Source organism: Mesorhizobium sp. 8, assembly GCF_006351905.1.
GTDB classification, from domain to species: domain Bacteria; phylum Pseudomonadota; class Alphaproteobacteria; order Rhizobiales; family Rhizobiaceae; genus Mesorhizobium; species Mesorhizobium composti.
The window spans coordinates 2,970,216-2,992,247 of record NZ_CP040914.1; the positions used below are offsets into that span (position 1 = coordinate 2,970,216).

Consider the following 22,032-nt stretch of genomic DNA (forward strand, 5'->3'; position numbering starts at 1 on the left):
CTCTTGCCGCTTCGCGGGGCGGCAATCAAGCCGTGGCGGCCGTCAATACTTGATCCAGGTCGTCTTCAGCGCCGTGTATTTGTCGAAGGCGTGCAGCGACAGGTCGCGGCCGAAGCCCGATTGCTTGAATCCGCCGAAAGGCGTCATCGGGCTCAAGGCATCCACGGTGTTGACCGAAACCGTGCCGGCTCTCAGCCGCTCGGCGATGCGGTGGGCGCGCGACAGGCTGTCCGTCCACACGGATGCGGCCAGCCCGTAGACGCTGTCGTTGGCGATGCGGATGGCCTCGTCCTCGTCGTCGAAGGCGACGACGGCAAGCACCGGGCCGAAGATCTCGTCGCGGGCCAGCACGTCGTTGGGCGCGACGTCGTCGAAGATGGTCGGCTGCACGAAGCTGCCGCGCCCGTTGACGCTGATTTGCTCGCCGCCGGCAACCAGCCGCGCCGTCTTCCGGCCGGCCTCGATGAAGCGCATGACGTTGGCGGTGTGGGCGGCGTCGACCATGGCCCCCATCTTCGAGGCCGGGTCGAGAGGATCGCCGGGCTGCATGCTTGCGGCGCGCTGCACCAGCTTGTCGACCAGCGCGTCCTTGACGCTCCGCTGCACGAGCAGGCGCGAGTTCGCCGAGCAGACCTCGCCCTGGTTGAAGAAGATGCCGAAGGCCGCCATGTCGGCCGCCGCATCGAGATCGCTGCAATCGGCGAAGACCAGGTTGGGGCTCTTGCCGCCCGTCTCCAGCCAGACCTGCTTCATGTTCGACTGGCCGGAGTATTGCAGGAACATCTTGCCCACCGCCGTCGAGCCGGTGAAGGCGAGGCAGTCGACGTCCATATGGCGACCGAGCGCTTGGCCGGCGGTTTCGCCCAGGCCCGGCACGACGTTGAGGACGCCGGCTGGCAGCCCCGCCTCCATGGCGAGTTCCGCCAGCCTGAGCGCCGAGAAGGGCGACTGCTCGGCCGGCTTCAGCACCACCGAATTGCCGGCGGCGAGCGCCGGCGCGCATTTCCATGTCGCCATGTCGAGCGGGAAGTTCCACGGCACTACGGCACCGACGACGCCGAGCGGCTCGCGGCGCACAAGGGCAAGATTGCCGGTGCCAGTCGGGGCGACCTCGTCGTAGAGCTTGTCGATGGCCTCCGCGTACCACTGGAAGATCGCCGCCGAGCCCGGCACGTCGACGGTGGCGGCGTCGTTGACCAGCTTGCCCATGTCGAGCGATTCCAGGAGCGCCAGCTCATGCAGGTTTTCGCGCAGCAGCCTGGCGAGCCGCAGAAGCACCTCCTTGCGGTGCGCTGGCGCGGCGCGCGACCAGACGCCGCTTTCGAAGCTGCGCCGCGCCGCGGCGACGGCAAGGTCGATGTCCTCCTCGCCACAGGAGGCGACTTCCGCCAGGATCTCGCCGGTTGCCGGGTTGATGCTGGCGAAGGTGCGGCCCGAGCGCGCGGCGACCGGTTTGCCGTCGATGAAGGCCTTGTCGCGAAAGCGGATCGTTGCCGCCTTGCCGATCCAGTCCTTGTGGCCGAGTTCGCTCATGACGGCTCCTGCTCGCTTGGTGTCGTCGGCTATTCGTCGCCCGGCACGCCGTAACTCGGCGCGTCGGAAGGATTGAGGGCGCGGGTCACATAGGCGTCGAGCTGCGGCTTGTAGATCTCCCAGATCGTCGCCAGTTCCTCGATCGGGCAGCCCTCGGTCCAGTCGCAGCGCAGGTCGGCGACCGGCCAGGCGACATCCCGCACCAGCTTCATGCCGGCCGAGCGCACCGGCCCGGCCTCGCCGCCGGCCTTCAGCGCGGCACGCATGGTGGCGACGATGCGGTCGCCGAGATGGCCTTCGGAGGCGAGGAACGCCTCGACCATGGCTTGCGGCACGCCGTCATGGGCAAGCAGGTTGCCGCCGCAGGCGACGTTTTCCGCCCGCGCCTCGGCCCAGGTGCCGAGCGCCTTCGGGCCGGAATGAATGGCGCTGATGCCGTTCGCGTCGACCGCCAGCACCTGCCGGTATTCGGGATAGGCGCCGGTGCGTTTCAGGATGGCGACGGCCTCGGTGGCGGACGCGCCGCGCGCCATCAGCTCCAGCCCGCGCGTCCCCAGCGTCGGGTCGGTGACGTTCTGGCTGGCGACGGCACCGACTTTCGCCTGCGCATAGGCGCAGCGCGCCGCAACCGCCGGCGAGGAGGAGGAAACGGCGACACCGAACATGCCGGTCTTGGCGCAGCGCGCGACGATCGAGAAGGTCATGGCGTGGAGACTTTCCGTGTCATTGTGAAACGTTCAAGGGGTCGATTTCCACGCATGTCTTTGTCCCGAAACCGGTTCCCACTTTCGGGAGACATGCGTTAGTCCGGAATGACGGCGGTGCCGTCGATCTCGACCAGCCAGTTGGGACGGGCGAGCGCGGTCACCACCAGCCCGGTCGAGACGGGATGCACGCCTTTGATGTATTCGCCCATGGTGCGGTAGACCGCCTCGCGGTGGCGTACGTCGGTGATGTAGACCACCACCTTGACCAGGTGTTCCATCTTGCCGCCGGCTTCCTCGATGAGCTGCCTGATGTTCTGCATGACCTTGTGGGTCTGCTCGACCGGATCGTGGCTGCCGATGTCCTTTGCGGTGTCGAGGTCCTGCGGGCACTGGCCGCGCAGGAAGATCGTCGTGCCGCGCGCCACCACCGCTTGGCACAGGTCGTTGTCCAGCTTCTGCTCGGGATAGGTGTCCTTGGTGTTGAACTTGCGGATTCTCGTATGCGCCATGGTGCTCTCCGTCGGGGTGGATCGGGCATGCGCCATGCTGCGCATGCCGTGAAAGGGTTTCGGCTCGCCTTGCCGCTCAGCCGTTCGCGGCGCGGGCCAGGTCTGCGTCCTTGCGGTTCGCGGCCGCGTGATAGGCCAGATACTTGCCCTGCGTGGAAATGCGGTCGGCGAGATGCTTGGCGTCGTGCCAGACGCCCCAGATGAAGCTGGAGCCCCGGCGCGACTGCCACGGCAGGCCGAGGAAATAGATGCCGGGCTCGGCCGAGACGCCGCGCTGGTGTTTCGGCCGGCCCTTCTCGTCGAAGGCGTCGACCTTCAGCCAGCCGTAGTCGACCGCGTAACCGGTCGCCCAGATGATCGAGGTGATGCCGGCCTCCTTGATGTCGAGTTCGAGGATGGGGTTCTTCAGGCAGTCCGGATCCGGCCCGATCGTGCGTGCCTCGGGTTCTTCCGGCAGGTCGATGCCGTTGCGGGCGACATAGGCGTCGGCCTCGTCGAGCAGCGACATCAGGTTGGCGTCGCCGCGCGCGACGTTTTTGCCAAGGTCGGGCGCAAAGCGCATCAAGCCGTCCTTGTAGGATTCGGTGAGGCCGACGAGCGTCATTCCCTGCTGAGCCAGGCGGCGGAAGTCGATCGTCTCGCCGCCGCGCGCGCCACTCACGGCGATCGTCACATGCTCGGTTCCGGGACCTGGTGTCTCCATGTCCCATTTGCCGAGCACGCCCAGCCACCAGCAGAAGTCACGCCCGCGATAGGCGCGGGGCGGGCGGTCGTGGGGTCCGACTGACAGATAGACGCGCTTGCCGGCGCGCAGCAATTCGTCGGCGATCTGCACGCCCGAGGACCCGGCGCCGACCACCAGCACCGCACCCTCGGGCAACTGGCCGGGATTGCGGTAGTTGTTGGAGTGCATCTGCGTCAGGCCCGCCGTCTCGGGAACGAGGTTCGGCCAGACCGGGCGCTGGAACGGGCCGGTGGCGGCGACGACGTTGCGGGCCTCGATCACGCCCTGCGAAGTCTCGACGCGGAAGCCGGCGCGGCCGACGTTGCGGCGCACTTCCTTCACCTCCACGCCGCAGCGGATGGGCGCGCCGATCTTTTCGGCATAAGCGACGAAATAGTCCGCCACCTCTTCCTTCGGCGCGAAGCCGTCGGCATCGGTGCGGGGGAACTCCATGCCGGGGAAGCGGTCGTGCCAGGCCGGGCCGTTGGCGACCAGCGAATCCCACCGCTCCGAGCGCCAGCGCTCGGCGATGCGGTGCCGTTCGAGCACGAGGTGAGGCACGCCGCACTTGCTCAGGTGCTCGCTCATGGCCACACCCGCCTGGCCAGCGCCGACAACGAGCGTGTCTACCGTTTCAACCGACATGTCTGCGTCCTTTTCTGGCTCCCCGCGAGGCGTCGCGGGTGCGGCGGAGGTCTTCTTGCTGGTTTACCGGAGGGCCCGGATGGCGAAAATTACGATTTCACGTGTCAGTGGTTAGCCTGTCCCTAAATGCCGGCCGGAGCGAAAATCCCGGTCCGGACTAAAGGTAGAGGCTGCGGGCCGTCCGCGACGACAGAAGCTCCCTGGCCGGTCCCTCCTGCGCCACCTTGCCCTTGACCAGCACGTAGCCGCGGTCGGCGATGCCGAGCCCCATTTCAGCGTTCTGCTCGATCAGAAGCACGGTGGTGCCGCGACGGTGGATTTCCTGCGTGATCTCGAAATATTCGCCGATCAGCTTGGGCGAAAGGCCGAGCGACGGCTCGTCCATCACCACCATCTTCGGTTCGCCGATCAGCGCGCGTGCCAGCGCCACCATTGCCTGCTCGCCGCCCGAGAGCGTGCCCGCCGCCTGGCGCAGCCGCTCGCGGATGCGCGGGAACAGCGCGCACATCTTTTCCAGCTGCGGCTCGAAATCGGGTCCCCTGCCGGAAACGGCGTCGTAGCCGAGGCGCAGGTTCTCCTGCACGGTCAGGCCGGGGAACAGCCGCCGCCCTTCCGGCACAAGACCGACGCCGAGCGCCGCGAGGTTTTCCGTGCCCAGCGCGGCGATGTCCTTGCCCATCACCTCGACCTTGCCGCGCTGCGCCTTGACGACGCCGCACACGGTCATGAAGGTCGTCGTCTTGCCGGCGCCATTGGGGCCGAGCAGGCAGACCAGTTCACCGGGCCTGACGCTGATGGTGACGCCGCGCAGCATCGGCACCGCGCCATAGGCGGTGTCCACGTCCTTCAGCTCAAGCATCGGCCGCCGCCTTTCCGAGATAGGCTTCCTGGACACGCGGATCGCTGCGGACAGTGGCGAAGCTGCCTTCGGCGATCTTGCTGCCGTAGTCGATGCACATGACGTTGTCGGGGAAGGCCTCGACCACCCGCATGTCGTGCTCGATCAGGATCACCGCCAGCTCCGGATTTTCCACCCGCAGCCGCCTGATGTCGGCGACCAGGGCGTCCGTCTCTGTTTCGTCCATGCCGACGGAAGGCTCGTCGAGCAAAAGCAGCTTCGGTTCGGAGGCCAGCGCGCGGGCGATCTCCAGCCGCCGCCGGTCGGCCTGCGCCAGCGCGCCGGCAGGGCGGTAGCGCTGGTCGTAGAGGTCGCCGGAGCCGGCCTTGAGCAGCGCCTCGGCCTTGGCGACGCAGGCGGCCATCTCGCGCTTCGATGCCGCGGGACGGAACAGCGCGTCGAGCACACCGGTGAGGGTGCGCGTGTGCATGCCGATGATGACATTGTCGAGCACGCTGAGGTCGCCGAACAGGCGCGACGACTGGAAGGTGCGGGCGATGCCGCGCTCGACCACGTCGTAGGCGGGCTTGCCGGTGATCTCGGCGCCGGCGAACGTCACCGTGCCGGCGGTCGGCTTGTAGACGCCGGTAATGACGTTGAACAGCGTCGACTTGCCGGCACCGTTCGGGCCGATCACCGAAAGCACCGCGCCCTTCGCTAGCGAGAAGCCGACGTTGTTGACCGCCACCAGCCCGCCGAAGCGCATGGTGACGCCCTCGACCGTCAGAAGCGCGCTCACGAACGGCCTCCGTAGCTGCGCATGCGCTGCGGGAACAGGCCCTGCGGCCGGATCATCAGGAAGCCGATGATGACGACGCCGAAGAACAGCAGCCGGTAGTCGGAGAAGGCGCGCAGCTTTTCCGGCAGGATGGTGAGCAGGAAGGCGCCGACGATGACGCCGAAGATGTTGTCCATGCCGCCGACGATGACCATCGTCATGATGGTGACGGAGACGAGGAAGGTGAAGTTGTCGGGCGAGATGTAGGAGACATAGAAGGCGTAGATGGTGCCGGCGAAGGCGGCGAGGAAGGCATCGACCGCGAAGGCCAGCACCTTGAACCAGGCGACGTTGATGCCTTGCGCCCGCGCCGCGATCTCGTCGGCGCGCAGCGCGTTCCAGGCAAGTCCGATGCGCGAGCCGTGCAGCCGGTGCGCGGTGACGATGGCCACCACCACCAGCGCCGCCGAGAGATAGTAGAAATTCGCCTGGCTGGGCAGCTTGTGGCCGAAGATCACCAGTGGGTCGGCGAAGGAATGGCCGAACAGGCTTGGCGCCGGAATGCCGACCAGCCCGTTGGGACCGCCGGTGAAGTCGAAATTGTTGAGAAGCTGCTGCACCACGACGCCGAAGGCGATGGTGACCAGCGCGAGATAGGTGTCGCGCGTCCGCATCGAGGGGATGCCGATGACGAAGCCAAACAGCGTCGCGGCAAGGGCTGCGAGCGGCAGCGTCAGCCAGAAGCTCAGGCCGAAGTTGATGGCGAGCAGCGCCGAGACATAGGCGCCGATGCCGTAGGAGGCGCCGGTGGCGAAATTGGGAATATTGGCGCTGCCGAGCTGGAAGTTGAGCGCCAGCGCCAGCACGGCGTAGAGCTGCGCCACGATCAGAAGGTGCAGCATGTAGGTGTTGGAGCCGACGGCGAACGGAAACGCCACGACCACCACGGCCGCCACCACCATGGCGAGAAGCGGCAGGCTGGCGAGGCTCGCCCTGGCGAACTCCGCGACCTGCGGGAATTTTTCCAGAAGAGTGAAGCCAAGCCCGAGCACGGCGAGCAGGCCAACGACCTGCCAGCCGCCGTCGGCCTTCAGCAGGAAATAGAGGAACGCCGCGCCGCCGAGTTGCGAGAGGACGACGAAGGCGGCGGCCGCCGCCTTGCTTGGCGTTGCCGGGGAAGCCGCGACGGCGGAAGCTTCGGCCTGCATGCTACACCTTTTCCATGAGGGGGCGGCCGAGCAGGCCGGCGGGGCGGAAGACCAGCACCACGATGACGAGCACGAAGACGAAGACGAGGCGGTAGGAGGCGCCGTCCGGCACGAAGGTCTGCGCCAGCACCTCGATGCCGGCGATGATGAGGCCGCCGAGGATGGCGCCCGGCATCGAACCCAGGCCGCCGATCACCGCCGCCGAAAAGCCGAGCAGGCCGGCCATGATGCCGAAATCGAAGCGCGTCACCCCGGCGTAGCTGGCGAACAGCAGCCCGGCGATGGCACCGATGGCGGAGGCGATGAAGAAGGTTGCGCGAAAGACGCGCCCGTCGCGGATGCCCATCATGCGCGCCACCACCCGATCCTCGGAGGCGGCCCGTATGCGCAGGCCGAGCGGCGTCATGCGCAGGAAGACGAACAGCAATCCGATCAGCACGACGGTCAGCACCGTCACCAGCAGCGCGAACCAGTTCACCGGCACGCCGGCGATCTCGAAGGCGACGCCCGAGACCAGTCGCGGGAAGGCATGCGGGTTCGAGCCTTCCGGATAGAGGTGGCGGATCGATTCGCGGATGACGATGCCGAGCGCCACCGTCGACACCAGCGCCATCATCGCCGGCGCGTCGCGGAACTGGCGGATGACGACCCGGTCGAGGACAACGCCGATGATGCCGACGGCGAGGATCGCGATCACCAGCGCGAGAACCAGCCAGGTCGGGCTCGTCGCGCCGAAGGCGGTCGCCAGCGCCAGGCAGATGAAGGGCGCCGTCATGGCGACGTCGCCATGCGAGAAGTGGATGACGTTGAGCACACCGAAGATCAGGCTGAAGCCGATCGCCAGCAGCGCATAGATGCAGCCGAGGGTGATCCAGTTCAGGCCTTGCTGGATGAGCAGTTCCGCCATGCGCCACATTTCCGATTGGAGCCGGCAGGAATACCAGCCGTGCATACGGGCGCACATAATGAATCTCCGAAGTCACGGATCGCAATTTCCGAATTTCGCATCCCCGCGCCCGCCCATACTTTAGCGTCAACCGACATTCGGGATCGGACGGGCCGCTACGCTGGCGGCGATAATCTAAAAAGAGGTGGAACTATGCAGAACCGGAGAACCGTGTTCATTCGTGTCTCGTCGATGCTGGCCGGCGCCGTGCTCGCCGTCTCGCTGGGCGCTGCCCAGGCCAGGGCCGACCAGATCAAGCTCGGCTTCATCGGCCCGCTTTCGGGCGGCAACGCCCAGCAGGGGCTCGGCGCCCGCAACGGTTTCCTGCTCGCCATCGACCAGGCCAACGAAAGCGGCTACCCGCACCAGGTGGAAGCCGTCGTGCTCGACGACGCTTCCGATCCCGCCGTCGGCGTCTCGGCCGCGCAGAAGCTGATCAACGATCCGGCCGTCGTCGCCGCGACCGGCCACTGGAACAGCCCGGTGGCGCTGGCGACGATGCCGATCTTCAACCGCGCGCAGATGCCCTTCATCGTTTGGGGCGCGGTCAGCCCGAAGATCACCGACCAGAACATGCCCAACGTCACGCGGGTGACGCCGACCCTCGTGAACGAGAACAAGCCGCTCGCCGAGGCGATCGCCAAGGAGGGCAAGGTCAAGAAGATCGCCATCATTTCCGACACCACCGACTATGGCGCGGCCAACACCAAGTGGTTCGGCGACTTCTTCAAGGCCGCCGGCGGCGAGATCGTCTTTTCCGACGCGGCGGCCGTCGGCACCACCGATTTCCGCGCCATGCTGACCACGGCCAAGGCGGCTTCGCCCGACGCCGTCTATTTCGGCGGCGTGGTGACCGAAGCAGCTTTGGTGCGCAGCCAGATGGCCGATCTCGGCATGGGCTCGCTGCCGATGTACGGCATTTCCGGCATCTACGATCCGAAGTTCATCGAGATCGCCGGCAAGGCGGCCGAAGGCACCATCGTCGGCATCCCGGCGGACCAGAACAACCCCAAGCTCGACGCCTTCTACAAGGCCTATGAAGCCAAGAAGTATGCCGAGCCGGCCGGCTCCTATGCGAAATACGCCTACGAGGCCGCCCAGATCCTGCTCGAGGCGATCAAGGAGAAGGGCATCGAGGACAAGGAGGGGCTGAGCAAGGCGATCCGCGAGATGCATCACGACGGCATCCTCGGCAACATCTCCTTCGACGAGAACGGCCAGATCGAGATGAACGTCGTCATCGACACCTACGCCGTCAAGGACGGCAAGTGGGTCAAGCAATAACCTGCCAGCAATCGAAACCGCGCCGCCCGACAGGGCGGTGCGGTCCGTTTTTCGGGCCGCACCTCCTGGGGCGACCCCATCCCTGCCGGGGGCAACCGCATGGACAACAACGGCTCGTCTGAGCAGGCCAAGGCCATCGAGATCAGGGGCGTGTCGAAGAGCTTCGGCGGCTATCAGGCGCTGAAGCCGGTCACCTTCGACATCCGCGAGAACGAGTTCTTCACCTTGCTGGGGCCTTCCGGCTGCGGCAAGACCACCTTGCTGCGCATGATCGCCGGCTTCGAACAGCCTTCCGGCGGCGAGATCCTGCTACGTGGCGCCGACATCAGGGGCCTGCCGCCGCACAAGCGGCGCGTCAATACCGTGTTCCAGAGCTACGCGCTGTTTCCGCACATGACGCTCAGCCAGAACGTGGCTTTCGGGCTGGAGAATCTCGGTTGGGCGAAGGAACGCCGCGAGGCGCGCGTCGCCGACATGCTGCGTCTCGTGCATATGGAGCAGTTCGCGGCGCGCAGGCCACAGCAGCTCTCGGGCGGCCAGCGCCAGCGCATCGCGCTTGCAAGGGCGCTGGCCCCAGAGCCGGAAGTGCTGCTGCTCGACGAGCCGCTGTCGGCGCTGGACCTCAAGCTCAGGCAGGCGATGCGCGACGAGTTGCGCACGCTGCAGCGCCAGACCGGCATCACCTTCGTTTTCGTCACCCACGACCAGGAAGAAGCGCTCGACATGTCCGACCGCATCTGCGTGCTCGGCGACGGCGAGGTCCAGCAGATCGGCACACCGGCCGCGATCTACGAGGAGCCGTCCAACCGCTTCGTCGCCGACTTCATCGGCGAGACGAACTTCCTGGAAGCCGGCGTCCTGTCGGTCGACGGCGATAACGCCACGGTGTCGACGCCGCTCGGCGTCACGCTGAGCGCGCCGCAGAAACGGGCGGCGGCGGGCGGGCAGGCCTGGATGTCGATCCGTCCGGAAAAGATCAGCCTGCCGGCGCGGCCCGGCCAGATCGCTGTCGACGGCACCATCGAGGGCGCCAACTATCTCGGCGGCTACACCCATTATCTCGTCGATGCGGGTGCCGCGAAGCTGCGCGTCTCCAAGCGCAACGCCGCCTCGCGCGGCCGCATGTTCGAAGTCGGCCAGCCGATCAAGGTGAGCTTCGCCGCCGAATCCGTCAGGATCCTGGGAGCATGAACGCCGAGGCGAGAAACGCCCGCTGGAACGTCCTCGGCCTGCTGCCGGCGCAACTGATCATGCTCGCCACGCTGATCGTCCCGGTCGGTATCATCGTGCTCGTCTCGTTCTCGACGCGCGGCCCCTATGGCGGCTTCGACTATATCTTCACCACCGCGCCCTACCGTCAGATCCTGTTCAACGAGGGCTGGACCGGCGAGCTGGAGTTCAACCCGCAATATCTGATCGTCGTCGCCCGGACCATGATCCTGGCCGCGGCCACGACCTTCATCTGCCTGCTCCTGTCCTTTCCGGTGGCCTATTTCATCTCGCTGCAGAAGGCGACGGCGAAGATGCTTTTGATCTATCTGGTGACGCTGCCCTTCTGGGTGTCGATGATCGTGCGCGTCTATTCCTGGATCATCATCCTCGGCAACGACGGCGTCATCGCCAAGACCCTGCATGCGCTGGGACTGGTCGACAGCATGGGCAGCCTGCTGTTCACCGACACGGCCATGCTGATCGGTCTCGTCTACTCCTATATCCCGCTGATGATCCTGCCGATCTTCGCCTCGATCGAGAAGCTCGATCCGGCGCTGGTCGAGGCCTCGCACGATCTCTACGGAAGCCGGCTGACGACCTTGCGCCGGGTCATCCTGCCGCTCTGCCAGCCGGGCATGATGGCCGGCTCCATCCTGGTCTTCGTGCCCTGCCTGGGTGCGGTGCTGGAGCCGATTCTGCTCGGCGGCGGCAAGACGATGATGATGGGCAACCTCATCCAACTGCAGTTCGGCGCCGCCCGCAACTGGCCGCTGGGCGCCGCTATCTCCATCGTGCTGATGGCGGCCGTGCTCGTCTTTCTCGTCTGGCGCGGCTTGCGCGCGATCCGCAGGGAAAGAGCGGAGGCTGCGGCATGAGCGGCAATTCGGACGTGCGGCGCTATCCCGGCTTCGGCCCGCTGAGTGTGCTCTTCTTCGTCTATCTCTACCTGCCGATCGCCGTGGTGGTGTTCTATTCCTTCAACGCCAACCGCATCGTCGCCAACTGGGGCGGTTTCTCGCTGCACTGGTATTCGACCGCCCTGTCGAACGCGGCCCTCGTCGGCGCGGTCAAGACGTCGCTGCTGGTCGCCGCCGTCGCCACCACCTTGTCGACCGTCGTTGCGCTGATGGCCGCCCTTGTGATTGTCCGCGGCAGGCAAGTGCGTTTCCGCCGCGCCTCCGAGACCATCGTCAATCTGCCGCTGCTGTTGCCGGAGATCGTCGTCGCCGTCGCCGTGCTGATCCTGTTTTCCGAGCTCGGCCTGACCAGCGGCCTGCTGAAGCTGATGATCGCCCACACCACCTTCTGCATCCCCTTCGCCTTCCTGCCCATCCGCGCGCGCCTGCAAGGCATGGACGCCGACCTGGAGGAGGCGGCGCGCGATCTCTACGCGTCCGGCTGGGTGGCGTTCCGGCGCGTGACGCTGCCGCTGATCATGCCCGGCGTGTTCAGCGGGGCGATGCTCGCCTTCGTCATCTCGATGGACGATTTCATCACCAGCAACCTGTTGAATTCCGGCGGCGCCACCACCTTGCCGGTCTACATCTTCTCGCTGATAAAGCAGGGCGTGTCGCCGCAGCTCAACGCCATATCGACGCTGATCATGATCGTCTCCGTCGTCCTGGCGACGGTCGCCTTCCTGGTGCAGCGCCGGCGTTGAGGAGCGAGCTTTTTCCTAAGCAGCGCGTCGGGCAATTCAAATTTATCGATGCAAGGCGTTTGCTATCGTCCCCTCCGGGACAAGAACTTCCAGGGGAAAACCATGACCAGAAAAACCTCCATCTCGTTGCTCGCGGCCGTTGCGGCGGCAGGCCTCGCCTTTGCCGGATCGGCGCGGGCCGACGGCAGCCTCTCGATCTATGCCTGGGCGGATTCGATCTCGCCCGACATGGTGGCGAAGTTCGAGAAGGAAACCGGCATCAAGGTCACCGTCGATGCCTTCTCCTCTAACGAGGACCTTCTGACCAAGCTGCAGGCCGGTTCGTCCGGCTACGACATCGTCACGCCCTCGCAGCATTTCGTGAAGATCATGGTCGACAGCGGCCTGCTGGAGGACATCGGCGCGTCCTCGCTGCCGTCCTTCGAGCGCATCCTGCCGGACTGGCAGAAGCAGTGGTGGGACCCTACCGGCAACTATTCGGTGCCGCTCGCTTTCGGCAATGCCGGCTTCACCGTCAACCGCGACCTCTACAAGGGGCCGGTCGATAGTTGGAAGGTCTATTTCGAGCCGTCCGACGAGTTGAAGGGCAAGATCGCCAGCCTGGCGCAGCCGGACGAGGTGATCCCGGCGGCTGAAAACTATCTCGGCATCCCCTATTGCAGCGAGGACCCGCAGGAGATGAAGAAGGTGCTGGACCTCCTGCAGGCCCAGAAGCCCTTCGTTGCCGCCTATTCCAGCGACAACATCGAGAACCGCGTCGGCAGCGGCGAGGTGGCGGCGCATTTCTGGTGGGACGGCAACACCATGCGCCTGCGCCGCAACGACCATGCCAACGTCGAATATGCGATGCCGAAGGAAGGGCTGGTCGGCTGGCTGGATTCCTATGCCGTGCCGAAGGGCGCGGCCAATCTCGACAACGCCAAGAAGTTCATCGACTTCATGACCCAGCTCGACAACGCCACCGAGCAGTACAACTATTACGGCCATTCCTCGCCGATCAAGGTCGATCCGGCCAAGGCGCTCTACAACAAGGAGAACGCGCCTGAGCTGTTCCCAACGGTGCCGGTCAAGATGGGGCAGGCCTGTTCGCCGGCGGCGCAGGAACTCGTCACCAAGGTCTGGACGCAGCTTCTGCAATAGCGCGTGTCGGCCAGGATCGTCCGCGCTCCCGGCTTCTGCCTAGGCGAAGCATCGAACTGGTGAGGGCCGGGTGCCAAGCGATAGCTATGACTATATCGTCGTCGGCGCGGGGTCGGCCGGCTGCGTGCTGGCCAACCGCCTCAGCGCCGATCCGGCCGCGCGCGTCTGCCTGATCGAGGCGGGCGGCAGCGACGACAGCCTGCGCGTCAGGGTCCCGGCCGGCATCCTGTCGCTCTACGGCAATCCGAACTACGACTACTGCTATTTCGGCGTACCGCAGCCGCACCTGAACAACCGCTCCATACCGGTCAACCGCGGCAAGGCGTTGGGCGGCTCGTCGTCGATCAATTCGATGGTCTATATCCGCGGCGCGGCACAGGACTACGACGAATGGGCCGGGCTTGGCTGCGCCGGCTGGGCCTATGACGACGTGCTGCCCGTGTTCAAGAAACTGGAGCGCAACCTGCTTGGCCAGGACCCGCGCTTCCACGGCACCGGCGGCGAGCTTCTGGTCGACAACCCGCGCGACCCCAACGTGCTGTCGGCCATGTTCGTCAAGGCCGGCGCCGATGCCGGCCTTCCGGAGAATCGCGACTTCAACGCCGAGAGCCAGTTCGGGCTCGGCGTCTACAACGTGACGCAGGATCGCGGCCAGCGCTTCAGCAGCTATACCGCTTTCGTCCGGTCCGTCCTCGACCGGCCGAACCTGACCGTGCTCAGCGGCTGCGAGGTTGCCGGGATCGTCGTGGCGGACGGCCGCGCGACCGGCCTGCGCGTGCGGCAGGACGGTGGCGAAAGGGCGCTGACCGCCACGCGCGAGATCGTGCTGTCGGCGGGGGCGATCAACTCGCCCAAGCTGCTGCTCGCCTCCGGCATCGGACCGGCGGCGGAGCTGCGGCAGATCGGCATCGAGCCGGTGCTCGACCTGCCCGGCGTCGGCAAGAACCTGCGCGATCACGTCGACGGCATGATTACCGTGCGGTCGTCGAGTGCCCTCACGCTCGGCCTGTCGGTGCAGAACCTGCCCAGGATGCTGGCGGCGCCCTTCAGCTATTTCGCCCGGCGCAAGGGCATGCTGACGACGAACTACGTCGAGGCCGGCGGTTTTGCCCGCACCCGCTATGCCGACGGGCTCCCCGACATCCAGTTCCATTTCGTGCCGGGCTATCGCAGCCATCGCGGTCGGCTGGTCGAATACGGCCACGGCTATGCGATCCACACCTGCGTGCTGCGGCCGAAAAGCGTCGGCGAAATCCGCCTTTCGGGCGGAGACGGGCGTAAGGTCCTGATCGACCATCGCTTCTTCTCCGACGAGCAGGACGCCAGGGTACTGGTTGAAGGCATCAAGGTCGCGCGCCGGATCTTCGCTTCGCCGGTGTTCGATGCCATACGCGGCAAGGAGATGCTGCCGGGCAGGGACGTTCGCACCGACGACGAGATCCTCGCCTATCTGCGCGCCGAGGCGCTGACCGTCTACCACCCGGTCGGCACTTGCAAGATGGGCACCGACGCCATGGCGGTCGTTGATCCCGCGACGCTCAAGGTGCGCGGCATCGACGGGCTGCGCGTCGCCGATGCGTCCATCATGCCGACGCTGATCGGCGGCAACACCAACGCGCCGTCGATGATGATAGGCGAGCGCGCCGCGGAAATGATCCTGAGCCGTTGAGCTGCGGGTTGCGCCTATTCCCGCGCCATGAATTCGAAGCACTGCAGGAACGGCTCCCGCTCGGTGGAAATGTCGGGCTTTTCGCAGACACCGCGATGGTGATACGGAGCCGGCCTGTGACAGGGCTCGCACCGTGAAACGGCAGTTTCAATCTCTGGCCGAAATGCTTTAAGGAGCCATGGCAGGGAGCCCAAGCCGGCCCCACGCAGCCGAACCGAGCCAAGCGGAGCGCATCATGGCCGAAACACTCATCCTCGCCTCGGGCAGCCCGTTTCGCCGGGTCATGCTTGAAAACGCCGGCGTCGCGGTCGAAGCTGAGCCCGCCAATCTTGATGAGCGCGCGCTGGAGGCGCCGCTGAAGGACAGCGGCGCGTCGCCCGAGGACGTCGCGCTGGTGCTGGCGGAGGCGAAGGCGGTCGCCGTCTCGGAAAAGCATCCGGGCAGCCTGGTGCTCGGCTGTGACCAGACACTCTCGTTGGGCGATGAAATCTTTCACAAGCCGGCCGACATGGAAGGCGCCCGCCGTCATCTTCTGGCGCTGTCCGGCAAGACCCACCGCCTGAACAGCGCTGCCGTGCTGGCGCGTGATGGCGTCGTGTTGTGGCGTCATGTCGGCGTCGCCGCGCTGACCATGCGCAAGCTCGATCCCGCCTTCATCGGCCGCCATCTGGCGCGCGTCGGCACCAAGGCGTTGCAAAGCGTCGGCGCCTACCAGATCGAAGGCGAGGGCATCCAGCTTTTCGACAAGATCGAGGGCGACCATTTCACCATCGTCGGCCTGCCGCTGCTGGCGGTGCTCGGCGAACTGCGCCGCCTCGGGGCCATCGATGGCTGAGCCGGGGAAAAGGGCCTTCGTCATCGGCCATCCGATCGCCCATTCACGCTCGCCGAAAATCCACGGCCATTGGTTGGCCGCCCATGGCATCGCCGGCAGCTACGCGGCCATCGACGTTGCGCCGGCGGACCTCTCCGCCTTTCTCGTCGGTTTGCGTAAGAACGGCTTCAGCGGCGGCAACGTCACGCTTCCGCACAAGGAAGCTGTATTCGCCGGAGCGGGGCGCCGCGATGAGGCGGCCGAGTTGATCGGCGCCGTCAACACCTTGTGGTTCGAGGACGGTCTTTTGACCGGTGGCAACACCGACGCCTACGGTTTTGCCGCCAACCTCGACGAATACGCCCCCGGCTGGACCGGCAACGGCGCGGCTGTCGTGCTCGGCGCCGGCGGTGCTGCGCGAGCCGTCATCCACGCGCTGAAGACGCGCGGGGCGAACGACATCCGCATTGCCAACCGCACCCTTGCCCGCGCCGAGGAGTTGCGCGACCGCTTCGGCGCCGGCGTCACGGCTCATCCGCTGGAGGCGGTGCCGGAATTGCTCGGCGATACCGGCCTGCTCGTCAACACGACCTCCGTTGGAATGGCGGGCAAGGGCAAGGAAGAATTGCCCGCCGATCCGGCGCTTCTGCCCGCCCATGCCGCCGTCACCGACATCGTCTACGTGCCGCTGGAGACGCCGCTGCTGGCCGCAGCACGCGCTCATGGTCTGAAGACGGTGGATGGGCTCGGCATGCTGCTCCATCAGGCCGTGCCCGGCTTCGAGCGTTGGTTCGGCATTCGGCCGAGGGTGACTCCGGAATTGCGGGCATTGATCGTCGCCGATCTCGGGGCCGCCGCATGATCGTGCTCGGCCTCACCGGTTCAATCGGCATGGGCAAGTCGGCGACGGCGAGGATGTTCTCTGAGGCCGGCGTGCCGGTGCACGATTCCGACGAGGCGGTGCATCGGCTCTACGCCAGCAAGGCAGCCCCGCTGATCGAGGCGGCCTTTCCCGGCGTGGTTGTGGATGGCAGCGTCGACCGCACCCGCCTCGCGGCCCGCGTGCTTGCCGACCCGACCGCCTTGAAAGCGCTCGAAGCCATCGTGCATCCGCTGGTGCGCGCCGACGCTGACGCCTTCGTCGCGCGCCATCGCGCCGCCGACACGCCGCTGGTCGTGCTCGATATCCCGCTGCTGTTCGAGACGGGCGGGCGCGGGCGCGTCGACAAGGTCGCTGTCGTCAGCGCGCCGGCCGCCATGCAGCGCGAGCGCGTTTTGGCCCGGCCCGGCATGACGGCGGAGAAATTCGAGGCCATCCTGGCCCGGCAGGTTCCGGATGCCGAGAAGCGCCGGCAGGCGGATTTCGTCATCGACACGAGCCGTGGCTTCGACGTCGCGCGGGCGGAGGTGGAACGGATCGTCGCCGCGCTGACGAGCGGGCAGCCGGCTTGACGGCTGCCGTGGACAAATCCTCATCGATCTTGCGTCCGACAGGCCGAGACTCCATCTTGGGCCGGGAGCGATTCGATGCGTGAGATCATTTTCGACACCGAAACCACCGGCCTCGACGCCCGCGAGGACCGCATCATCGAGCTTGGCTGCATCGAGCTGGACAACCGGTTCCCGACCGGCCGCACCTTCCATCATTACATCAATCCGCAGGGCCGCGCGATTAACCCCGAGGCGCAGGCCGTGCACGGCATCGGCCCCGAGCAGCTGGTCGGCAAGCCGACCTTCGGCGATCTGGCTGAAAAATTCCTCGCCTTCATCGACGGCGCCAAGCTGGTCGCCCACAATGCCGGCTTCGACATGGGCTTCATCAATGCCGAGTTTGCCCGCCTCGGCCATCCGGCGGTGGGTCAGGAGCGCGTGGTTGACACGCTGGCGCTGGCGCGCCGCAAGCATCCGATGGGACCGAATTCGCTCGACGCGCTGTGCCGGCGCTATGGCATCGACAACAGCCATCGCACCAAACACGGCGCGCTGCTCGATTCGGAACTACTGGCCGAGGTCTATATCGAGCTGATCGGCGGCAAGCAGGCCGCGCTCATCCTGGATAGCGCCGCTCGCCCGGACGCCGTTGCCGTGCAGGCGACAGTGGAAATCGTCGTCGCCGCGCGGCCTGTGCCGCTGCAGTCTCGCCTCAGCGAGGCCGAGCGCGCTGCGCACGCCAAAATGGTCGAGACTCTGGGCGAAAAGGCACTCTGGCTGCGGCAGTAAGGCACAAGCCCGAACGGGAGCCTTCCGCTTTTGGACTATTCCGATGTCCAAGACAAAAACCCGGCGCGAAGCCGGGTTTTTCTTTCGTCGGTCGAAGAGCTGTCAGCTCGCCTTGACCTTGGAGGCCGCTTGGTCCTCGGCCAGCTTCTGCTGGAACATCTGCGCGAAATCGATGGGGTCCAGCATCAGCGGCGGGAAACCGCCGTTGCGGGTCGCCTCGGCGATGATCTGGCGCGCAAAGGGGAACAGGAGGCGCGGGCATTCGATGAACAGCAGCGGCAGCATGTGCTCCTGCGGGAAGCCGTCAATGTTGAAGACGCCGCCATAGACCAGCTCGACGTTGAACAGCACATCCTTGTCGAACGAGGCCTTGGCGTTCAGCGTCAGGTTGACGTCGAACTGCTTGTCGGACAGCGGGTTAGCGTTGACGTTGACGTTGATGGCGATGCCGGGAGCCTTGTCGCGGCCGCGCAGCGAGTTGGGCGCGCCGGGGCTCTCGAAGGAAAGGTCCTTCACATACTGCGCCAGCACGTTGAGCGTCGGCTGCGTTCCGTTGCCGTTGGCTGCGGCGCCCGTCGGTGCTTCGTTGGTTTCGGCCATGAGCCCTTTTCCTTGTCGAACGTGGTGTATACGGGCCGAAAGACCCGGTGAATCCGGGGGTTCGCTATCACGCCCGGCCTGACAACACAAGGTTCGGCCGCTACTGTCGCCGAACGGGCGGCGCTCACTCGTCGCCGAGGCGGCGCCAGGGCGAATCCGGGTTCGGCTTGCGCGAGAACTCGTCGCTGTCGAGATCGATCGTCCGTTCCGGCCGCCGGCCGGGGCCGCCCCCGCGTCCCGGCCCCATGCCGAAGCCGCCGACCACGGTGATGCGGTCCTTGAGCCGGCGCCAGGCGAGGTCGCGCACCGGCGGCAGGAACAGGAGAAGGCCGGCGATATCGGTGATGAAGCCCGGCACGATGAGCAGGATCGAGGCGACCACGATCATCGCGCCATGGGCGAGATGGCGGCTGGGGTCGCGGCCGGCTTCCGTCTCGGCCCGGATGCGCGCCATGACGCCGAAACCCTGGTGGCGCAGGAGCAGGCCGCCGGCGACGGCGGACAGAAGCACCAGGCCGACCGTCGCCAGCGCGCCGATCTGACGGCCGACGACGACGAAGCCGGCGATCTCCATCAGCGGCAAAGCCAGCAGGAAAAAAGGGAGGAAGGAAATGCGCACGCTCTGTCCGCTATCGCTTGTTGTGCCGAAAGCCGCTTGCTGCCGGCGTCGAAGCCGTTAGATAGGCATATCCGGCTTTGATTTGAATGATTGTGAGCCGCGTTCTATATGCTTTGTTGAATGGACGCCATGCCGGGCGCTCCACGGATTGATTGGCGCAGAGATGGAATTTTTCGACATCGGCACGATTTTCTTCCTGGTCGCGGCGGTCGTGATCTTTTTCCAGTTGCGCAACGTGCTGGGGCGTCGCACCGGCAATGAGCGGCCGCCTTTCGATCCCTATTCCGCCCGCCGCGACGCGAAGGACGCCAAGGATGCCCCCCAGGCGCCCGAAAACGTCGTCGCCCTGCCGCGCAAGCGCCCGCCGGGCGAGCCGGCGCCCGATGCATACGCCTCCATCGATGCCGTCGCTAAGCCGGACACCGATCTCAATCGCGGCCTGCGCGCCATCAAGGATGCCGAGGCTTCCTTCGAGCCGAAGGGTTTCGTCGACGGCGCCAAGATGGCCTACGAGATGATCGTGATGGCCTATGCCGACGGTGACCGCAAGACGCTCAAGAATCTCCTGTCGCGCGAGGTCTATGACGGTTTCGTCGCGGCAATCGGCGAGCGCGAGGCTAAGTCGGAGAAGGTGCAGTCCTCCTTCGTCGGCATCGACAAGGCCGACATCGTCGCCGCCGAGATGAAGGGCTCCGAGGCGCATGTGACGCTGCGCGTCGTCAGCGAGCTGATCTCGGCCACCCGCGACAAGGCCGGCACCGTCATCGACGGCGATCCCGAGACGGTCGCCGAGGTCAAGGACGTGTGGACCTTCGCACGCGATACCCGCTCGCGCGATCCCAACTGGAAACTGGTCGCCACCGAGGAAGAGGACTAGCCGGGCACAGGGGAGGGCCGCAACCATGCCGCTCTCCGAGGCTTTCCGGCCCGTCTCCTTCGCCGATCTGCCCGGTTGGGCGGACGACGATCTCCTTCCCGCTTTCGAGGCTTTCCGCCGCTCGGCCTTCCAGGTCCTGACCAAGCCCTACAGCACGGGGGCGCTCGGGGTCGATCTTATCGCCTTTGCCGAAAGCCATGCGGCGGCAAGAGCCGTTTCGGCGCCGAATCGGTCGCAGGCGCGTGCTTTCTTCGAACGGCATTTCGTACCCGCGCTGGTAAGGCCGGACACTGGCAATCGGGGGCTGGTCACAGGTTTCTACGAGCCGGAAGCGGAAGCTTCGGCGGTCCGTACGGCCGAATTCACCGTGCCGTTGCTGGCGCGACCGGCCGATCTGATCGACATCGACGATACCAACCGGCCGCAAGGCATGGACCCCTATCTCGCCTTCGCCCGCCATACCCAGCCGGGGCCGGTGGAGTATTTCGACCGTGCTGCCATCGAAGGCGGCGCTCTGGCCGGGCGCGGACTGGAGATCGCCTGGCTCAGGGACAAAGTCGATGCCTTCTTCATCCATGTGCAGGGTGCGGCACGGCTTGCCATGACCGACGGGCGGCGGCTGCGCGTCACCTATGCGGCGAAATCCGGCCAGCGTTTTTTCGGGCCGGGCCGAATCCTGGCCGATCTCGGCGAAATCCCGCTGGAAAAGGTGACGATGCAGTCGATCCGCGCCTGGTTTCGGGACAATCCGAACCGCGTCGACGAGATCCTGCAGCAGAACCGCTCCTACATCTTCTTTCGCGAGGCGCCGGTGGACGATCCGGCGCTCGGCCCGGTCGCCGCCGCCAAGGTGCCGCTGACCCCCGGCCGCTCGGTCGCCGTCGACCGGCTGTTGCACACCTTCGGCACGCCATTCTTCATCGTTGCGCCGGCCTTGCAGGCTTTCGGCGATGGCGGTTTCCGCCGCCTGATGATCGCGCAGGACACAGGCTCGGCCATCGTCGGCGCTGCGCGCGGCGACCTGTTCGCCGGTTCGGGGGATGCCGCCGGCGAGATCGCCGGCGTCGTGCGCCATGCCGCGGATTTCTATGCACTGCTGCCGCGCCCGCTTGTTGCGAGGGCCGAAGGATGAGCCGCCGGCCGGCAAAAAATCTGACGGATGAGGATCGGGTTCTGTGGTCGCTGGTGGCGCGCAGCGCGACGCCGCTGCGGGGCAAGCGCTCGGTCGAGGTGCCGGATGTCGTACTGGAACCGGAAAAGGCGCCTCCCAAGTCCGAGCCCGTACCGCAGCCGGCATCGAAACGGTCCGAAAAAGCCGGCGCCGGCCACGCTATCCACGCGCTCGACAGGCCGACGCACGACAAGCTGGCCAGAGGCCGCATGCCCATCGAGGGGCGTGTCGACCTGCATGGCCTGACGCAGGACGAGGCGCACGCGCTGCTCTATTCCTTCCTCAGTCGCGCCCATGCCGGCGGCGTGCGCTATGTGCTGGTCATCACCGGCAAGGGCTCGTCCTCGGGCGGCGACGGCGTGCTGCGACGCTCGGTGCCGGCATGGCTGTCGACGCCGCTGTTTAGGCCGCTCGTGTCCAGCCACGACCACGCCGCGCGCAACCATGGCGGTGCCGGCGCGCTCTATGTGCGGCTGCGCCGCGTCAAGGCGTGAGGAGAAGGCCATGACGCCGCTCGGCGAACGCATCCGGGAACTCCGCCGCGAGCGCGGCGTCAGCCAGAAGGACATGGCCGCGGCCATCGGCGTCTCGGCCGCCTACCTGTCGGCGCTGGAACACGGCCGGCGCGGCATCCCGACCTGGACGCTGATCCAGAAGATCATCGGCTACTTCAACATCATCTGGGATGACGCTGAGGACCTGCAGCGGCTGGCCGAAGCCTCGCATCCGCGCGTCCGGCTGGATACGTCCGGCCTGACGCCGGCCGCCACCGAACTCGCCAACCTTCTGGCGGAAAACATCGGCAGGCTGGGTGAGGACGACATAGAGCGGCTGACGCTCTCCGTGAAACGGGCGCTCGCCGACCGGCGGTCCTGAGC

24 protein-coding genes are annotated in these 22,032 nt (G+C 66.3%); 14 read left to right on the forward strand and 10 right to left on the reverse strand.

The window, feature by feature from the left end; translation table 11 throughout:
• Positions 1-42 precede the first annotated feature (42 nt).
• The 8 genes from FGU64_RS14505 to FGU64_RS14540 all read right to left on the reverse strand — a co-directional run bounded on the left by FGU64_RS14505 (position 43) and on the right by FGU64_RS14540 (position 7,906).
• On the reverse strand, positions 43-1,533 hold the full coding sequence (locus tag FGU64_RS14505; RefSeq protein ID WP_139953849.1) for an aldehyde dehydrogenase: 1,491 nt from the start codon (positions 1,531-1,533) through the stop codon (positions 43-45).
• Positions 1,534-1,562: 29 nt separating this feature from the next.
• Positions 1,563-2,237, reverse strand: a complete 675-nt coding sequence (locus FGU64_RS14510) for a DUF1028 domain-containing protein (protein ID WP_136357500.1) — start codon at positions 2,235-2,237, stop codon at positions 1,563-1,565.
• A gap of 98 nt (positions 2,238-2,335) precedes the next feature.
• Complete coding sequence (locus FGU64_RS14515; protein ID WP_136357498.1) at positions 2,336-2,749, reverse strand: RidA family protein; 414 nt, start codon at positions 2,747-2,749, stop codon at positions 2,336-2,338.
• A 76-nt stretch (positions 2,750-2,825) separates the two neighbouring features.
• Positions 2,826-4,118: an NAD(P)/FAD-dependent oxidoreductase gene (locus tag FGU64_RS14520; RefSeq protein WP_139953850.1), complete on the reverse strand. Its 1,293-nt coding sequence runs from the start codon at positions 4,116-4,118 to the stop codon at positions 2,826-2,828.
• Between the two features lie 157 nt (positions 4,119-4,275).
• Positions 4,276-4,977, reverse strand: coding sequence for an ABC transporter ATP-binding protein (locus FGU64_RS14525; protein WP_139953851.1), 702 nt, complete (start codon positions 4,975-4,977; stop codon positions 4,276-4,278).
• Entirely contained in the window at positions 4,970-5,755 is a 786-nt protein-coding gene (locus FGU64_RS14530; RefSeq protein ID WP_246671122.1) for an ABC transporter ATP-binding protein, read from the reverse strand. The genes FGU64_RS14525 and FGU64_RS14530 overlap by 8 nt, the downstream gene beginning before the upstream one ends.
• Complete coding sequence (locus FGU64_RS14535; protein WP_139953852.1) at positions 5,752-6,942, reverse strand: branched-chain amino acid ABC transporter permease; 1,191 nt, start codon at positions 6,940-6,942, stop codon at positions 5,752-5,754. Before FGU64_RS14535 ends, FGU64_RS14530 begins: the two co-directional genes overlap by 4 nt.
• Position 6,943: 1 nt before the next feature.
• Positions 6,944-7,906, reverse strand: a complete 963-nt coding sequence (locus tag FGU64_RS14540; protein ID WP_246671123.1) for a branched-chain amino acid ABC transporter permease — start codon at positions 7,904-7,906, stop codon at positions 6,944-6,946.
• A gap of 135 nt (positions 7,907-8,041) precedes the next feature.
• On the opposite strand from FGU64_RS14540, the gene FGU64_RS14545 reads away from it, so the two are divergent.
• The 10 genes from FGU64_RS14545 (at position 8,042) to dnaQ (ending at position 17,887) form a co-directional block, all read left to right on the forward strand.
• Positions 8,042-9,172 (forward strand): branched-chain amino acid ABC transporter substrate-binding protein, encoded by a 1,131-nt coding sequence (locus FGU64_RS14545; protein WP_139953854.1) that lies wholly within the window; start codon positions 8,042-8,044, stop codon positions 9,170-9,172.
• A gap of 99 nt (positions 9,173-9,271) precedes the next feature.
• Entirely contained in the window at positions 9,272-10,363 is a 1,092-nt protein-coding gene (locus tag FGU64_RS14550) for an ABC transporter ATP-binding protein (RefSeq protein WP_139953855.1), read from the forward strand.
• The gene (locus FGU64_RS14555; protein ID WP_139953856.1) at positions 10,360-11,259 is read left to right on the forward strand and encodes an ABC transporter permease; all 900 of its coding nucleotides are present in this window, start codon (positions 10,360-10,362) and stop codon (positions 11,257-11,259) included. Before FGU64_RS14550 ends, FGU64_RS14555 begins: the two co-directional genes overlap by 4 nt.
• A complete protein-coding gene (locus FGU64_RS14560; protein ID WP_139953857.1) occupies positions 11,256-12,044 on the forward strand; it encodes an ABC transporter permease in 789 nt (262 codons plus the stop codon). Before FGU64_RS14555 ends, FGU64_RS14560 begins: the two co-directional genes overlap by 4 nt.
• A 102-nt stretch (positions 12,045-12,146) precedes the next feature.
• Positions 12,147-13,184, forward strand: coding sequence for an extracellular solute-binding protein (locus FGU64_RS14565; RefSeq protein ID WP_136357480.1), 1,038 nt, complete (start codon positions 12,147-12,149; stop codon positions 13,182-13,184).
• A 70-nt stretch (positions 13,185-13,254) separates the two neighbouring features.
• Positions 13,255-14,853: a GMC family oxidoreductase N-terminal domain-containing protein gene (locus FGU64_RS14570; protein WP_139953858.1), complete on the forward strand. Its 1,599-nt coding sequence runs from the start codon at positions 13,255-13,257 to the stop codon at positions 14,851-14,853.
• A 235-nt stretch (positions 14,854-15,088) separates the two neighbouring features.
• The gene (locus FGU64_RS14575) at positions 15,089-15,688 is read left to right on the forward strand and encodes a Maf-like protein (protein WP_139953859.1); all 600 of its coding nucleotides are present in this window, start codon (positions 15,089-15,091) and stop codon (positions 15,686-15,688) included.
• Positions 15,681-16,529, forward strand: coding sequence for a shikimate dehydrogenase (locus FGU64_RS14580; protein WP_139953860.1), 849 nt, complete (start codon positions 15,681-15,683; stop codon positions 16,527-16,529). The genes FGU64_RS14575 and FGU64_RS14580 overlap by 8 nt, the downstream gene beginning before the upstream one ends.
• A complete protein-coding gene (gene coaE, locus FGU64_RS14585) occupies positions 16,526-17,119 on the forward strand; it encodes a dephospho-CoA kinase (protein ID WP_139953861.1) in 594 nt (197 codons plus the stop codon). The genes FGU64_RS14580 and coaE overlap by 4 nt, the downstream gene beginning before the upstream one ends.
• A 75-nt stretch (positions 17,120-17,194) precedes the next feature.
• The gene (gene dnaQ / locus FGU64_RS14590; RefSeq protein WP_139953862.1) at positions 17,195-17,887 is read left to right on the forward strand and encodes a DNA polymerase III subunit epsilon; all 693 of its coding nucleotides are present in this window, start codon (positions 17,195-17,197) and stop codon (positions 17,885-17,887) included.
• A 102-nt stretch (positions 17,888-17,989) separates the two neighbouring features.
• Here the strand turns inward: dnaQ and secB are convergent, their stop codons facing one another.
• Positions 17,990-18,487 (reverse strand): protein-export chaperone SecB, encoded by a 498-nt coding sequence (secB, locus tag FGU64_RS14595; protein ID WP_136357468.1) that lies wholly within the window; start codon positions 18,485-18,487, stop codon positions 17,990-17,992.
• 124 nt (positions 18,488-18,611) lie between these two features.
• Positions 18,612-19,106 (reverse strand): FxsA family protein, encoded by a 495-nt coding sequence (locus FGU64_RS14600; RefSeq protein WP_139953863.1) that lies wholly within the window; start codon positions 19,104-19,106, stop codon positions 18,612-18,614.
• A 163-nt stretch (positions 19,107-19,269) separates the two neighbouring features.
• Here FGU64_RS14600 and FGU64_RS14605 point away from each other — a divergent pair, with 163 nt between their 5' ends.
• The 4 genes from FGU64_RS14605 to FGU64_RS14620 are packed head-to-tail and all read left to right on the forward strand — an operon-like array spanning position 19,270 to position 22,030.
• A complete protein-coding gene (locus FGU64_RS14605; protein WP_139953864.1) occupies positions 19,270-19,983 on the forward strand; it encodes a Tim44/TimA family putative adaptor protein in 714 nt (237 codons plus the stop codon).
• 25 nt (positions 19,984-20,008) lie between these two features.
• On the forward strand, positions 20,009-21,115 hold the full coding sequence (locus tag FGU64_RS14610) for a murein transglycosylase A (protein WP_139953865.1): 1,107 nt from the start codon (positions 20,009-20,011) through the stop codon (positions 21,113-21,115).
• The gene (locus tag FGU64_RS14615; protein WP_139953866.1) at positions 21,112-21,648 is read left to right on the forward strand and encodes a Smr/MutS family protein; all 537 of its coding nucleotides are present in this window, start codon (positions 21,112-21,114) and stop codon (positions 21,646-21,648) included. The genes FGU64_RS14610 and FGU64_RS14615 overlap by 4 nt, the downstream gene beginning before the upstream one ends.
• Before the next feature lie 10 nt (positions 21,649-21,658).
• Positions 21,659-22,030, forward strand: a complete 372-nt coding sequence (locus FGU64_RS14620) for a helix-turn-helix domain-containing protein (protein WP_139953867.1) — start codon at positions 21,659-21,661, stop codon at positions 22,028-22,030.
• Positions 22,031-22,032: the final 2 nt, after the last annotated feature.

Excerpts from the sequence above, each read along its gene's own strand:
- FGU64_RS14520 (WP_139953850.1), bottom strand. The coding sequence starts at position 4,118 with ATGTCGGTTGAAACGGTAGACACGCTCGTTGTCGGCGCTGGCCAGGCG.
- FGU64_RS14525 (WP_139953851.1), bottom strand. The coding sequence starts at position 4,977 with ATGCTTGAGCTGAAGGACGTGGACACCGCCTATGGCGCGGTGCCGATG.
- FGU64_RS14535 (WP_139953852.1), bottom strand. The coding sequence starts at position 6,942 with ATGCAGGCCGAAGCTTCCGCCGTCGCGGCTTCCCCGGCAACGCCAAGC.
- FGU64_RS14575 (WP_139953859.1), top strand. The coding sequence starts at position 15,089 with ATGGCCGAAACACTCATCCTCGCCTCGGGCAGCCCGTTTCGCCGGGTC.
- FGU64_RS14555 (WP_139953856.1), top strand. The coding sequence starts at position 10,360 with ATGAACGCCGAGGCGAGAAACGCCCGCTGGAACGTCCTCGGCCTGCTG.
- FGU64_RS14515 (WP_136357498.1), bottom strand. The coding sequence starts at position 2,749 with ATGGCGCATACGAGAATCCGCAAGTTCAACACCAAGGACACCTATCCC.
- FGU64_RS14615 (WP_139953866.1), top strand. The coding sequence starts at position 21,112 with ATGAGCCGCCGGCCGGCAAAAAATCTGACGGATGAGGATCGGGTTCTG.
- FGU64_RS14610 (WP_139953865.1), top strand. The coding sequence starts at position 20,009 with ATGCCGCTCTCCGAGGCTTTCCGGCCCGTCTCCTTCGCCGATCTGCCC.
- FGU64_RS14545 (WP_139953854.1), top strand. The coding sequence starts at position 8,042 with ATGCAGAACCGGAGAACCGTGTTCATTCGTGTCTCGTCGATGCTGGCC.
- FGU64_RS14565 (WP_136357480.1), top strand. The coding sequence starts at position 12,147 with ATGACCAGAAAAACCTCCATCTCGTTGCTCGCGGCCGTTGCGGCGGCA.
- dnaQ (WP_139953862.1), top strand. The coding sequence starts at position 17,195 with ATGCGTGAGATCATTTTCGACACCGAAACCACCGGCCTCGACGCCCGC.
- FGU64_RS14540 (WP_246671123.1), bottom strand. The coding sequence starts at position 7,906 with ATGTGCGCCCGTATGCACGGCTGGTATTCCTGCCGGCTCCAATCGGAA.
- FGU64_RS14560 (WP_139953857.1), top strand. The coding sequence starts at position 11,256 with ATGAGCGGCAATTCGGACGTGCGGCGCTATCCCGGCTTCGGCCCGCTG.
- FGU64_RS14605 (WP_139953864.1), top strand. The coding sequence starts at position 19,270 with ATGGAATTTTTCGACATCGGCACGATTTTCTTCCTGGTCGCGGCGGTC.
- FGU64_RS14505 (WP_139953849.1), bottom strand. The coding sequence starts at position 1,533 with ATGAGCGAACTCGGCCACAAGGACTGGATCGGCAAGGCGGCAACGATC.
- coaE (WP_139953861.1), top strand. The coding sequence starts at position 16,526 with ATGATCGTGCTCGGCCTCACCGGTTCAATCGGCATGGGCAAGTCGGCG.
- secB (WP_136357468.1), bottom strand. The coding sequence starts at position 18,487 with ATGGCCGAAACCAACGAAGCACCGACGGGCGCCGCAGCCAACGGCAAC.
- FGU64_RS14550 (WP_139953855.1), top strand. The coding sequence starts at position 9,272 with ATGGACAACAACGGCTCGTCTGAGCAGGCCAAGGCCATCGAGATCAGG.
- FGU64_RS14580 (WP_139953860.1), top strand. The coding sequence starts at position 15,681 with ATGGCTGAGCCGGGGAAAAGGGCCTTCGTCATCGGCCATCCGATCGCC.
- FGU64_RS14620 (WP_139953867.1), top strand. The coding sequence starts at position 21,659 with ATGACGCCGCTCGGCGAACGCATCCGGGAACTCCGCCGCGAGCGCGGC.
- FGU64_RS14510 (WP_136357500.1), bottom strand. The coding sequence starts at position 2,237 with ATGACCTTCTCGATCGTCGCGCGCTGCGCCAAGACCGGCATGTTCGGT.